The following is a 14130-nucleotide window of genomic DNA, read 5'->3' on the forward strand; positions in this document are numbered from 1 at the left end:
GATCACGACCCCGCTAGGGCGTCGCACCGGTAACCTATCCCGCTAAGTGCGACACCCCGGCGGGGTCGCCGGAAGGGGGGATTTCTGCTCGGCGACCCACAAGGGGTCGAGGGGGTAGGGGCAGGTCTCGGTACATCGGTCACCGCTTCGCGGATGACCGATGCCTTTGGAGCGAGCACCCTTCGGGTGCCTCCCGGATGCCCCCCTTGGTATATGATTACCCTAATGCCTAAATGCGTCAGCCCTGTTTTCGTCCTCTATCGATCATCGAGCGATGGCACGCCTCCAGGCGGTCTTGTCGTACGCGCGATTGAGCTGCGGATAGGCGGAGGTGGGCAGATAGATCGTCATCCCGGAGTGATGATTCAGTGGGAGGTGGCCCATAAAGGTCTCAGTATGCCACTCGTAAAGTACTGCCCGCTGCAGGCAGTCCTCTGCTTTCTCACGATGTAACGTCTCCTGCAGAGTGATCACCTGTCCTAAGTCGTAGAAGAGCGGTGCCCCACCCCCGCGATCAAAGCGCTGCAACCCGCCAAGATCCGACGGCAGGGTCATCCCCTGCATCGCCTCAGCGAGCTCGTCCAGCGGGGCAGTGCTGACTAAGGACAGGGTACCGGAGCGGCGAAGATCGGTCTGTTGCTCGACAAGCGATGCATAGTCCCTCGCCCACTTCTTCAGACCCTCAGGCTGTGGTTCGTAAAGGAACCATAGTGAGGAGCGGTAGAGAGGGGTGAAGCCGGGACTCACCATCTCCGCCGATGAGACAAGCAGGAGAGGAACACGCTGCCGAAGGGCATAGGCAACCTCCACACCGGCAGTGAAGCACATATCAAAGAGAAGATAATCGACCCGGTCCGCCGGCAGGATCTCTCCCAGCAGCTCCGGACTCATCTCTCGTCCATTATCAGAGAGCAGCCCACGTGGCTCAGCAAGCATTCCCTCAGGAAGCCAGCCGGTGCCGTGACTAAAGAGCACTATACCCATATGGGCTGCCGGATGAGACTGTCGCATCACGTCGGCAAGAACCGTCCGCCACAGTTCCTCTGAGGTGGTGTCGGTCAAGTATGGATAGGAGGCGAGCGTGCGGTAGTGCTTTCCACCCACTTCGTCACAGGTGAGACGGAGAAGTCGTGGAGCCTCGATCGATGCGCGATCCTCAAGGACAAAGAGAGGACCCATCGCAGGCGTCCATCCCTGCTTAAGGGCATCTAAGCGCCAGCCCACCTCCTCCGATAGGTCATTGTCTCCTGCCAGTACCACCAGCACTACACGCTTAGGCGGAACAGAATCCGGCAAACGCTCCGCCGGTCCGACACAACCAGCGAGCGCCAAGAGGATGACAAACAATAGATGCCGAGATCTGCACATAGACTGATACGAGTGGTCCAATCCACCTATCCGCCACAAAGTTAAGAAAATCCTCCGGTAGGGGTAGCCGTGATACTCACTGCTTCGCCCGGATGCAACAGGTGCGTCTGCCCCCCCGGAGGGGTGCTCTCTATTATATAAATGCCTCCATCGCCAACGATCGCCTGGTGACACTACCGCTATCCGACTTGTCCTATGCCGGCGGGGGATCTCAGGGGAGGGCGTCGTAGATCACCGACTGGATGCGGGTTCGGATGTTGAGCGAGGAGAGCTTGCGATTCCAGCGCTGTGGCGCAACCCTATTGCTGAGGAAGATGTAGACAATCTGATTGGTCGGGTCGATCCAGAAGCAGGTGCCGGTGAAGCCTGTATGGCCATAGGTGTTCATCGGAGCCTCCTCGCAGGTGTTTCCACGCCCACCACCCCTCTGCCGGTCGAAGCCGAGCGCATAGGGCGAGGGGCGGTGGCGGTAGGTGGTGTAGTGACGGATCGTCTCCTCATCGATGAGCGTCCGCCCGCCATACCGCCCGCCATTGAGGAGCATCTGGCAAACCACGGCACAGCTCTCGGCGTTGCCAAAGAGCCCCGCATTGCCACTCACGCCGCCCAGCATAGCTGCCGCCTCATCGTCCACGTCCCCTCGTAGCGTCTGATGGCGGAGGAAGTCGTCCCGCTGCCCTTCGGCCATCTCCTTGGGGCCAAAGTGCTGCAGCGGTCTATAGCAGAGGCGCGAGAGCCCGAGAGGTGCAGCGATCCGGTCGCTGAAGAGCGTGTCCAGCCCCCGCCGGTAGGAGTGCTCCAGCACCTCCTGCAGGAGTAGGAAGTCGATGTCGCTGTAGCGGTAGCCCCCACTGCGGCGGTTGCACTCCTTCATCTCCCGACGCATCATCTCCCGCACCTCGGGGGAGAGGTAGAGCCCCTTGCAGAAGCGCTGCGAGTAGACTGCCGTCGAGTCGCTGCTGACCATCGAGCTCTTATAGCGAAATCCCGATCTTGCCCAGGCATTTTGATCCATCTGCGTTGGGTAGCCCGCGGTGCGACGAAAGGCGATCAGCGGCGGGTCGTAGCTGGCATCGTTGATCATCTCTTCATAGAAGCGGATCACCGCCGGCATACCCCCACAGTGCTGTAGGAGCTGCGAGATCCTCACATCGCTCTTATTGCTCCAGCGGAGGTAGTCGATATGCTTATCAATCCGGTCGCTGAGCCGTAGTCTGCCCTCGTCGTCCGCCATCATCACCAGAGGCATGGTCGCCAGCGCCTTCGTCATCGAGGCGAGGTCGTAGAGCGTCTCGGTACTATTGGGCTCCTTTCGTCTCGCATCCTTGTAGCCAAAAGCCTTGCTGTAGACCACATACCCATCCTTGGCGACCAGCACCTGGCAGCCGGGGTAGGCACCCGCTCTAAGCCCCTCCTCCGCGATGCGATCGATCCGAGCGAGGACACGCCCATCGAGGTCTACATCCTCGGGCAAGGCGGTCGCAAGACGGGTCTTAGTGGTCGTGAGACCGGCCCCATTGGGGAAAAGGGTCGGATTGTCGTCCAGCAGTGTCCCACCGAAGGGGATCCCACCCATCAGGGCATCAGCGAGCGCACTCATCCCCTCCCTGCCCTTTGCCGAGAGAGCGATCGCATCAGCAGCGATGACGGCTGGGATATAGGCCTCCGCCGAGGGGCGGTCCACGAGGAGCAGCACGCTCTTCCTCCAACAAAGTAGCGAGTCCACCTCTCCCGGCAACGGTCGGTCGCCCCGAGTCACCACCACCACGAGCAGATCGTCAGCCGTGAGCGAGGGAGCCCTCGTCACCGAATGGACGGAGAGCCGATCCGCCGGCAGGTAACTCCCGAGTCGCTGAGCGAGAGGCTTGACAGCCTTCAGGTCGTCACTCAGCAGGGTGATGCGCCCGGTCGGACTGAGGGATAGAGGGACGAGTCCCTCTATGTTCTTCACCAGGATCACCGACCGCGACCGCTCCTCCAGCGTGGACTGAGCGTGAAGTAGCGAAGTGGGGAAAATAAGAAGTAGGAGAAGGAGGAGGATGTTATGCGATTTTCTCATCAAAAGAGGGTGTCAAAAGGCAAAAAAGGAGACTCCCCCTACCACACCGGATCGAGGAGTCTCCTTGGGATACTTGTGTGAAGCGCATCAGAAGGGCGACCCCTCCTTGCGTTCGTTGATATAGACTCGGAGCTTATTATTCTTACCATCCATCTTGATCTTAAGTGTGGATGGGAGCACCAGATTGGTCACCGAGGAGGGCGAGACCGCCCCACTCTGCTGCTGCTCAGGGGCGACATACTGCACCGGGACGACCACGACACGGAGATCCTCATCGGGCTTCTTCTCGATATGCTTACTGATCAGCGCAGAGATGTTGCCAAAAGTGTAGGTCGAGGAGCCCTGGATAGCCTGCCGACTCACGTAGGTGGTGAAGGGGGAGTCTGCATCGGTCAGCTCGCTCTCAAAGAAATGTGCCACAGAGTCCCGCGGCATCAGGACGAGGCTTGTCGGGTAGACCAGCTGATACTCGGAGAGCTGGCGATTCTCGCCCGAGATGGAGAAGGGTGCCGAGGCGAGTACACGGACAGAGCCCTTGGGGGCCTCGTCCAGCTTCTTCTTGATCTCACGGGTAGGGATCGTGATCTCCGCCAGCACACCTGCCGGAGACTTGACATAAGCGTAGTCGCTCCCCGGAGCCATCAGCTCACTCAGCCCCATATTGGCAAAGCGGGAGAGCTGCGGGACCTCGTTGGTATGAGAGAGCTCCTGTATCGCCGGCACGTAAGCGAGGGAGTCGACCTTGCCTGTAGAGCGGCGCTTGAGCATCTGCTCCTTGCGGTAGCAAAAAGTCAGCGCAGTCCGCACGACACGGATGACGCTGCCTGTACCGGCAGACACGCGGAAGTAGACGCCGGGGAAGTACTGGTCAAAAGCGGCCTGGCTCCGGAAGACCTCGCTCCCGGCGACCGACTTGTCGTAGAAGTCCTGACCGATCTCACGCGCGATCGGGACGCGGACCCAGGTTCCCTTGCCCTCGTGTGGTGTGCCGGTGACTGCCATAAAGGAGGCACGCCCCAGCTCCTTACTCACGCCCCGTGTGTAGTAGTCAGAGATACTCTCGAGAGAGTACTTGCTATTGCCGGGGAGAGGCTTATTGAGCCGATATGCCGTCACCTCCACCAGATCCTTGCCGTAGCCTGAGTAGCCATCGTAGTAGAGCGTCAGGAAGGCGGAGTCGATGCGGTTATCCACCGGCTGATCACGGAAGAGAAAGCCCTCAGGGCAGTACATCTGCGTGAGATACTCCGTCTCTATACCACCAAACTCCTGATTGGGGATCCGCCCGATGTAGCCGTAATTGGAGCTGACATACATCCTATTGTACTGCGTGCCGGAGGCACTGCTCCCACTGTCCTTCATATCGGCCGAGATGGTGCGATAGGAGAGGTCAAAGGTGGTGTCAAAGGACTTAAACTGCGTATAGTCCGGCATCATCCCCACCCCCAGTGTATTGGACCGGTCCTCGCACGAGACGAGGAGGAGACACACGCCCACGAGGAGGGAGGCGAGAGGCAGGCTAAGCTTATGAGTCATCTTGATCATGAGTGATGGCATATAGTGTATCAGGAGCCAAGTGAGACCGCAGTGGTCCCTATCTTGCTCCTGCAAAGGTGACAATTTTATATCAAAGAGAGGGCGGCAGGGGTCACCTTAACTCATTTTTTACTCAGCAGCCGGTCATAGAAGGCATCCACCGCCTCGATAGACTCCTCCATATTGTCGTAGTCCATCACCGGCAGACTGAGCTTACTAGCCGCCTCGCGCGTCTCGTCACTCACATCGGACGTGGCGAAGAGGAGACCATCAACGTAGCTGAAGATCAACTTGTAGAGATCGTCACGCCGCAGCGAGGTGCCATCAAGAAGCTCGTGCCGTATATCATCGTACTCCAGCACCTGGGTAAGCTCCTCACCGAAGGGCGTCTGTGGGGTCATGTCGTAGATCGAGAAGACCACCTTGGCACCCGATAGTGCGGGATCGTCCTTGTAGAGCGTGCTGAGATAGAGCGGTGCGAGGCCGGAGAACCAGCCCTGGCAGTGGATAATGTCCGGGACCCAGCGGAGCTTCTTCACGGTCTCGAAGACACCGCGGATAAAGAAGACTGAGCGCTCGCAATTGTCAGCATAGAGGGTACCCTCCTTATCGGTCACCGTCCCCTTGCGGGAGAAGAAGTCGTCATTGTCGATGAAGTAGACCTGCATCCTCTGTGGGAGAAGCGACGCCACCTTGACCACCAGCTGGTGCACCTTATCATTGACCGTGAGATTGACATCCGAGAGACGGATCACCTCATGGAGCTGATTGCGCCGCTCGTTGATGGTGCCGTAGTTGGGCATAAACGTGCGGATATCGTGACCACGGGCGAGCATGCCGAGAGGTAGGATCTTGGACTGATCACTCACATTCTCCTCCACATAGGGTGAGATCTCCTGAGCGATGTACAGTATCTTCTTTTTATTCATAAATTCTGATGTTCTTTTCCGAGCTACACCAAAGATACCAATTTTTCAGCTCTTTTCAAAAGTTTACCTTTATGAATCCACCCTGCCAGGCCTCCCCCCTCACCCTGCAGTATACCCTGCAAACTAATACCGATATTAGGTAACTCTAATACCGATATTAGTGATTTCTTTTACCGGTATTAGAGTTACCTAATATCGGTATTAGATTTCTGCCCAAAATGCATACTGAGGTCCAGGTTATTGCGAGAGCACACTCTCAGCCCGGCTGATGCGACCGATCACCAGCGGGAGGGAGGTCACTCGACGCCGGTCTCCTTGGGGTACTTGCGGATCAGCTCCGTCAGGTAGGCCTCGTTGCCCTTGGGAGCTATGAAGAGCATATCCGGGGTATCGACGATGAGGAAGTCCTCGAGGCCATTGACCACCACCTTCTTCCCCTTAGTGGTCTCGCGAACAAAGGTCCCCTCGCTCCCGTCGAGGAAGAGGGTCTGCTCGTCGCCGCCGGTCTCACGGTGCTCCTTCATATACCGCTCAAGCCCCGACCAGGTGCCGATGTCGTCCCAGCCGAAGCTACCGGGGAGGACGACGACGTTGTCGGCTTTCTCCAGCACACCATAGTCGATGGAGATGGAGGGGCAGCAGCGGTAGGCAGCGGCAGCATCCTCCGCCTCACCCGGCTCGCCATAGGTACTGATCTCGGCAAAGTGGACCGCCACATCGGGGAGATACTTCTCGAGCGCATTGATGATGTCGATCGCCTTCCAGACAAAGATCCCGGCATTCCAGAGGTGATTGCCCCGAGCGATCAGGCGCTCTGCCTCCTCCAGCTCAGGCTTCTCCTTGAAGCGCGCCACGCGGTAGACCCCCTCGTCAGGCTCACCGGTGAGCTCGATGTAGCCGTACCCGGTCGCCGGATAGGTGGGTTCGATGCCGATGGTCATGAGGACGTCGTGCTCCGCCACATAGGTGATCGCCTGATGGAGCACCCTTTGGTAGGCGACCGCATCATCGATGTGGTGGTCGGAGGGGCAGACCACCATGATCGCCTCGGGATCCTCAGCGTAGATCCGGTAGGCGGCATAGGCGATGCAGGGAGCGGTATTGCGCCCCACAGGCTCCGTCAGCACCTGCGACGGATGGAGGTAGGGGAGCTGCCGCAGCACCTCGTCCTGATAGAGCTGACCGGTCACCACGTAGAAGTGGCTCGCCGGGGCTACCGCCTCTAAGCGGAAGGCGGTGGAGCGGATCATCGTCCGCCCCTCATCGAGGATGTCGAGGAATTGCTTGGGCTGCTCACGACGGCTCATCGGCCAGAAGCGCGAGCCTATGCCACCTGCCATCAGCACCCCGTAGGCGTGCGCGTGTACCATGTCTATCATAGTCAGGGACGAGGAAAGTCACGAAATATCGATGCGCTGTCTCGAGGGATGGCCACCGCCGCCCACGCATCGGGGACATAGGTCCACGAGGAGATGATGTGTGGCGTGTAGGGATCGTGTCGCCGGAAGAAGTCCGTCAGGTAGTACCTCAGGTCGTGATCGGTGGTGCGGACCACCCGCCCGGGGAGGTCCCCCATGGGGATGCCGGCGCCGTGGGTCAGCAGACCGCCCCCGCCCTGTGCCCGATACGAGCTCATCACAACGAGATACTCCGCCTCGGGATCAAAGGGTCTCCCCTTCCCTACCCCGGTGATCTCGATGCGGTCTCCGGAGGGGCGGGTCACATCGACCAGGTAGCTGATGCCTGCAGCGGTGTCGAAATTGAAGGATGGACCCTCCAGCGGCAGATAAGGTCCGCCTCTCCTCGACTCATCGATCCGATAGAGCGGGTCCTCGGGCGAGGTCATCGTCCGGATGATCCGGTCGTAGCTCTCCTCGAGGTGAGCCTTGAGCTCCGACCCTCGGAGTCGCATCAGGTAGGCGTAGTTCTCGTACTTATAGAGGTTGAAGAGATCTGCCACCCGGATCGGACCGGCAGGGATGACGAGGTTCTCCACCAAGGGGGCGGTCAAAGAGACCTCCGCCTCAGGGAAGAGCTCCAGCTGCAATTGGTGGATGAGGTCGGTGAAGGGCGCCGGGCGGAAGAAGACACACCTCGAGTCCATCGGGGCAGTGAGTCGCCCCACAGGCTGTGCAGCATAGTCCCGCACCTGCTGCTCCACCGGAGCAAAGTGCTCCATGAAGTCGCTATCCGGCTCATACGCAGAGAGGTCGATCAGCTCAGGCGTGACCCGGACGACCGGCTTGCCACTCCCGCTCACCCCGAGAGAGATCTCGCAGTGAGAGAGCATCCGCCCGTCAGCTCCCGCATCGAGGATATAGGTGTAGCCGCCCGCCTCGCGAGGGATAGAGTCGAGGGCTGCCCGATGGTCGTGAGCACAGAGGACGATATCCGCCTCCGGGATCGCCCGTGCCAGGTCATAGCCGACATTGGCAGCCATAGGTCTAGGATCCCCCTCCTTCTTCCCCGGACCGCTGTGCATGAGGCAGATCAGGAGATCCGGCTTCTGTCCGAGGATCTCCGGCAGGTAGGCCCGGGCGGTCTCCACCTGGTCTCTAAACTCGAGCCCGCTCCAGAGATGGGGCGGGAGGTTTTCTGTGAGGGTCGGCATAGTGAGGCCGAGGATGGCAATCTTCTTGCCCCCCTTCTCCACCACCACATAGGGCTTGAAGTAAGGCTTACCGGTAGCAGTATCCACCACGTTGGCCCCGAGGACGGGGAAGTTCGCCTCACGCACGAAGCGGTCATAGACACTGTGACCAGTCTCAATGTCGTGGTTGCCGACCGTCATCGCATCATAGCCGAGGTAGTTGTACATCTCTGCCACCGCATGGGGGGAGGTGGTATCTACCACGTTATAGTAATAGGTGAGTGGCTGCCCCTGCAGGAGGTCTCCCGCATCGAGGAGCAGCACAGGTCGCGCCTCGGGACGCTCGCGGTACGAGCGGACGACCGCAGCCACACGAGCCACGCCGCCACCGGTATCAGCGCCCTCCAATATGCTCTCCGGGAAGAGCGATCCGTGTATGTCACCGGTCTCGAAGAGATCGATCGTCACCACCTCGCTCCGCTCCCGACAGCCGACGAGGCTCAGAGAGAGGAGGAGGGAGAAGAGAAGAATAAGTCGCTTCATACGCAGTCTATCAAGCCTCAGCCACATCGCCCTGCCACGCCACATAGGGGTGGCGGGCAAGGGACCCATTAGTATACCGCTTGTCATCGGTCACCTCGCGACCGATCCACTCCGGCAGGGGGAGTGAGGTCTCCAGGGAGGGGAGCTCCACCTCAGCGACGATGAGCCCCTCATTCTCCTCCTCAAAGAAGTCCACCTCCCACTTCCGCTCTCCCACCTCGATCACGTGCCGCTGCTTGACGATGGGGGTGGTCGATGCCACCGACATCATCTCCAGTGCCTCCTCAATGGGGATCTCATACTCATACTCGGTCCGCACGGAGAGGGTCTCCTCATGCGAGATCTTGATCCCGAGGATCGCACGCTCCTCATCGATGATACGGACCCGGACCACCAGCGCATCGTCAGAGACGAGGTAACACTGTCGGATGTTCTCCACGTGATCCGAGGAGGGAAGTGTCATACCGGGACGCAGGAGAAACTTTCGCTCTATCTCAAGTGCCATATAAATATTGTCTATAGGAAAATAAGTGGACGGGAGCTTACCTCACCTTGACCTGCGTCGCCCCAAAGCCATACTCCGCAAAGGAGGCATCCTGTGTGGAGCTACGCGGGTACTCTCTCGAGATCAGGTCGAGGACCGCCTTGCGGAGCACCCCCTCGCCCTTACCATGGATCAGGATCACGGTCGTGCCCTTGAGCTTGGGCTGGCGATACTTCTCCATCACCTGCCGCACGTAGTCGAGCTGATAGTCGAGGATATCCTTGGGCGACATCCCGGCGGTGGTCTCGATGATACTGTCGATGTGGAGGTCGACCACGACCGGCTCCTCCTTAGAGATCGGTCGCTCCTCCTGTGGTCGGGGATGAGGAGCATCGGTGCGTTTCTTCTTGGCAATCATCGCCTCGGCGAGCTTTTCCCCATCCACCTTATTCCTCCTGTAGGGCTGATCGTCCTTCACCGCATGGTAGACGATTGCGCCGTCGTCAAAGAAGTCATTGGGAACAAATGCGCCCTCGCGGAAAAACTTCGTCCCATCAACCTTCAGCTCCGCCACCATCGGCTCGCGCGGTGCGTAAAGGGTCCCCCGCTTCATCGGCACCACCGTCAGCTGCACATGTGCCCGATCACTCACCTCCGAGGGGAGGAAGCTCTCGAGGAACTCGGAGCTGTCGAAGGGGACCACCCCCTCGTAGCGAACCTCCTGCAGCGCCCCCCGACCGGAGGTGTAGAGGACGAGGAGATCAAAATTGGAGTCATTGACGAGATAAGTCTCAAAGGGAGAGGTCCCCAGCTGTTCCGGATCCTCAGGAAGGTAGCAGAGGTAGGCGTTGATCCGGTCGTGGTCGCTATCCACCGGGCGCTTGCGATGCTCCTCGATCGGGCGTGTCGGCTCCACCGGTGGCTGAGAGGCGACCTCAGGCTCCCGGACCGGTTTCGGGACGACCGGCTTGGGAGCTATGGTACTCCCCTCGGTGACCGGGACCACGTCAGCGGCACGGGTCGGCAGCTCAAAGCCCGACTCATCCCGCACATAGATCACTCCCTCCCGACTGACACGGGTCACCTCGCCGCCTCCTGTCGCATCGAGGAAGCGAACTCGGTCACCCACTTTTATCGTATTACTCATATATTTCGTTGCTCATGCTTCACAAATGTACCCATTTTGCCGGTACCGACACATCAGCACATCGAGACGAATGCGTCACCCCTCAGCCCTTTTTGCAAAGATAAAAGAGGAAATAGCCTATATTTGTCTCACTAAGGAGACAACACTTCAGTCAAACCACTCTATGGACGTACAACGCAGTAACCTCAAGGATCTCGTCGCAAAGAACGTGACCTCATTTTACATTCCACCCTACCAGCGGGCATACGCATGGAAGAAGGCGGAGATCACTCGATTCTTCAGAGACCTATGCAGGATCATAGAGTCGGAGCTGGACAAGGAGTGCAGGGATAAGCTGGAGCACTTCTTTGGCACCTTGGTAGTCAAGAACGAGCCTGTGGGGATCGCAGGAACGCGCACCATCATCATCGATGGTCAGCAGCGCGTCACCACCGGCCTGATCCTACTGATGGCGGTGAGGGACTTGATCACCGACCCGAAGAGTCAGAAGCTGATCACCGACACCTACCTCGTCAATCCCTCATCCACCTTTGAGGACAAGATAAAGCTCAAGCAGGTGACCAAGGACTGGGACGCCTACCGGGCACTTGTGCTGGGACACCCGATGATCCCGGGAGCAGTGACGGAGGCCTACAAGACCTTCCGGAGACTCCTCAGCGACTACTGCGCTGAGGACGAGCGAGTCTCTCTCAAGCACTTCATCCTGGCACTGGGACGGGTGAACGTGGCGGTGATTATCCTGGACGAGAGAGCCTATAAAGGAGAGGATCCGCAGATCATCTTTGAGACCCTCAACTCTCTCGGCAGACCCCTGACCTTCTCAGACCTGATCCGCAACTTCATCCTCCTCAATATGAGTAGCCAAAAGCAGACAGAGGCGTATGAGAAGGTCTGGTACCCGAAGATCGAGGAGCCGCTCGGGGAGAGCACATCCAGCTTCCTGAGAGACTACCTGCAACTCAAGCTTGCCACATCGCTTAAGAGCATCAGCGACAGCAATACGAAGGAGTTGTACCAGCAGTTTAAGGACTACGCCACGGACAATTGGGAGAGCCGGGACGAACTAATGACCGACATCGTGGACTACATCGACTGCTACCGATTCATCATCGACCCGGACTTTACCGGATCCGTCTCCACCGACCCACGAGTCAAGGAGCTGACCCGAAACATCTTCCAGGACATCGGCACAGAGGCCTTTAAGCCCCTTGTGCTTGGGCTCCTGCACCACCACTGCCACTCAGGACACAACGAGGCTCAGCTGATCAGCCTGCTGACCACCATCAGGACCTACCTGATCCGCCGACGAGTCCTCAAGCTGACCAAGGCAGAGAATAAGGCCATCCCCCGCCTTTGCAAAAGGATCGAAGAGATCTACAGCGGCAATATCAGCCTGATCGACCTGCTGTCCTCCCAGATGTATCAACTCAGGATGCCTAACGACATCGAGATAAGGAGTATGCTGGAGAGCCTCAACTTCTATAAGGAACTCACAAGGTACGCCAAGCTTATCCTCGGGAAGATCGAGGAGCATCGGGCAAAGGTGGCGGTCGACTTCCGCGACCCCAAGATCACGATCGAGCACATCATGCCGCAGACCATCACCACCGCATGGAGAGATGAGCTGGGAGAGGAGGCTGACGAGATACACGCTCGATATCTGCACAACATCGGCAATCTGATCCTGACAGAGTTCAATGTCGAGATGAGCAACACCTCCTTTGAAAATAAGAAGAACCGTCTCGCCACCTCTTCCCTTGCCTACCGCCTTGACATTATGGATAAGGAGAGGTGGTCGCTGGAGAGCATCCTGTCGCATCAGAAGGTAATGATCAATGCCTTTATCGACACCTTCTCCCTGCCGGATGAGTATCAGAGAGCGGAAAACTGGAAGCAGCGCGTCACAGAAGGCTACACGGACTTTTCCCCACTCGATGACGGCATCCATAGGCTACTGGCCGGGGAGAAGCCCGTCAGCATCCGACTGGATGACGTCACTGCCCCGGTACACTCGTGGCAGGAGGTATTTCTCAATTTCATCAAGTTAGTGACCCAAAAGAGGACGACCCTGCAGTACCTCAAGGGCAATCAGAAACCACTCTTCAATAAGGATAATGCTCTACTCACCTGGCGGGAGCTGCAGCAGGATCCCGGCTTGGTGCAGAAAAGATACTACAAAAACCTCGCCGGAGAGTTTCCCTTCCAGGCTGTCGAGCCGAGTGACGATGACGAATTCGTACACATTGACATCTCGTCAAGTACCTGCATCTGCCGGATAGCAAAGACAATGGCAGACCTCGGGATGAGCAAAGACTGCGTCTCCATCGCCATCCAGAAGAAACAGTCCAGCGAGAGCGAGACGCCCACCCCGTCTCTCCCTCTCTTGCCAAACAGCTGACAGAGCCTCTCTCAGAGGGGATGCGCAGTCTGCTCCTTGGTTGACTGCAAAGGAATTAGTAAATTTGCGGTCTGAATAGAGCAGGAAGCCATGGATAGGAGGAAGGATGCCTATATGATCGACTTTAAGGAGCCTCTCAGAGGTCCCGAGTCGCTCGCATACCACTTTGACGACGACTTCTTCTCCGAGCAGGGAGACGAAGAGATCCTTGGCGGCGATGTGGATCTGGATCTGGAGATCCGGCCCACTTCAAGCCACTCGTACCAGCTACTCTTCCACTACGAGGGGGCGGTCACCGTACCATGCGACCGCTGCCTGGCGCCCTTGGAGGTGGAGGTGGACACGGACGATGAGATTACCGTCGAGCTAGGTGAGGCACTGGATGAGGAGAATGACGAAGCCCTCATCCTGGACGCTGCAGACCCCCGATATGACTTCAGCTTTATCTTCTACGAGCTCATCAAGGTGAGCCTCCCGATCGTACACTCGCATGAGGAGATCGAGGAGTGCGACCCCTCAGTGGTCAGCTTCCTTATGGAGAGTGATGCGCCTGAGGAGATGCCCGAGGATCCCCGCTGGGAGAGTCTTCGCAAGAAGATCTCCGAGGAGGACGACACCGAGCCTCGTAAGAAGTAAGTCAAGACAGAAAAGTAACACTCATATAATAGAAGTACATCATCATGGCACATCCTAAAAGACGTCAGTCCCACACCAGGACCAGAAAGCGTAGGACCCACGACGTAGCCAAGACCCCCGCGCTGACACGCTGTCCCAACTGCGGCTCCTGGCACGTCTATCACACCGTCTGCAACACCTGCGGCTACTACCGCGGTCAGATCGCTGTAGAGGTGGAGGAGTAAGACCCGGTCATCTTACAAGACCTCGTCCCTGCTCGATCGTATGATTGAGTGGGGACGAGGTCTTTTTGTCATAGCATCTTTATTACTTCTGGGGGATGCAAGACATTTGCATAAGGTTCTCCTCTCAGACAATAGGTAATCCCCACCGTCTCCTCAGACGATGGGGATTACCTGTCTTGTTATATATAAAAGACCTTTGCAAAATGGTCTTTCACC

At 58.1% G+C, this 14130-nt stretch carries 11 protein-coding genes; 3 read left to right on the plus strand and 8 right to left on the minus strand.

The window, feature by feature from the left end; genetic code table 11:
* Positions 1-264: 264 nt before the first annotated feature.
* The 8 genes from HMPREF2890_RS05085 to HMPREF2890_RS05120 form a co-directional block, all read right to left on the minus strand.
* Positions 265-1296, minus strand: coding sequence for a clostripain-related cysteine peptidase (locus tag HMPREF2890_RS05085; protein ID WP_168160419.1), 1032 nt, complete (start codon positions 1294-1296; stop codon positions 265-267).
* Between the two features lie 283 nt (positions 1297-1579).
* Positions 1580-3427, minus strand: coding sequence for a serine hydrolase domain-containing protein (locus HMPREF2890_RS05090; protein WP_083289814.1), 1848 nt, complete (start codon positions 3425-3427; stop codon positions 1580-1582).
* A gap of 87 nt (positions 3428-3514) precedes the next feature.
* Entirely contained in the window at positions 3515-4963 is a 1449-nt protein-coding gene (locus HMPREF2890_RS05095) for a DUF4270 family protein (RefSeq protein ID WP_070466270.1), read from the minus strand.
* Between the two features lie 122 nt (positions 4964-5085).
* Entirely contained in the window at positions 5086-5892 is an 807-nt protein-coding gene (locus HMPREF2890_RS05100) for a glycogen/starch synthase (RefSeq protein WP_070466236.1), read from the minus strand.
* A gap of 296 nt (positions 5893-6188) precedes the next feature.
* Positions 6189-7262 carry a mannose-1-phosphate guanylyltransferase gene (locus HMPREF2890_RS05105; RefSeq protein ID WP_246825320.1) on the minus strand — a complete coding sequence of 358 codons (1074 nt, stop codon included), beginning with the start codon at positions 7260-7262 and terminating at the stop codon, positions 6189-6191.
* Between the two features lie 11 nt (positions 7263-7273).
* Positions 7274-9025 carry a bifunctional metallophosphatase/5'-nucleotidase gene (locus HMPREF2890_RS05110; RefSeq protein WP_070466240.1) on the minus strand — a complete coding sequence of 584 codons (1752 nt, stop codon included), beginning with the start codon at positions 9023-9025 and terminating at the stop codon, positions 7274-7276.
* Between the two features lie 10 nt (positions 9026-9035).
* A complete protein-coding gene (locus HMPREF2890_RS05115; protein ID WP_070466242.1) occupies positions 9036-9530 on the minus strand; it encodes a CYTH domain-containing protein in 495 nt (164 codons plus the stop codon).
* A 37-nt stretch (positions 9531-9567) separates the two neighbouring features.
* On the minus strand, positions 9568-10656 hold the full coding sequence (locus HMPREF2890_RS05120) for a Smr/MutS family protein (RefSeq protein ID WP_070466244.1): 1089 nt from the start codon (positions 10654-10656) through the stop codon (positions 9568-9570).
* 163 nt (positions 10657-10819) lie between these two features.
* Here HMPREF2890_RS05120 and HMPREF2890_RS05125 point away from each other — a divergent pair, with 163 nt between their 5' ends.
* The 3 genes from HMPREF2890_RS05125 to rpmF all read left to right on the plus strand — a co-directional run bounded on the left by HMPREF2890_RS05125 (position 10820) and on the right by rpmF (position 13914).
* Positions 10820-13054: a DUF262 domain-containing protein gene (locus HMPREF2890_RS05125; protein ID WP_070466247.1), complete on the plus strand. Its 2235-nt coding sequence runs from the start codon at positions 10820-10822 to the stop codon at positions 13052-13054.
* Between the two features lie 90 nt (positions 13055-13144).
* Entirely contained in the window at positions 13145-13690 is a 546-nt protein-coding gene (locus tag HMPREF2890_RS05130) for a YceD family protein (protein WP_070466249.1), read from the plus strand.
* 44 nt (positions 13691-13734) lie between these two features.
* Positions 13735-13914, plus strand: coding sequence for a 50S ribosomal protein L32 (gene rpmF, locus HMPREF2890_RS05135; protein ID WP_018107066.1), 180 nt, complete (start codon positions 13735-13737; stop codon positions 13912-13914).
* The last annotated feature ends 216 nt before the right edge of the window (positions 13915-14130 follow it).

Origin of the sequence: Porphyromonas sp. HMSC065F10 (genome assembly GCF_001808555.1) — a bacterium.
GTDB lineage: Bacteria > Bacteroidota > Bacteroidia > Bacteroidales > Porphyromonadaceae > Porphyromonas_A.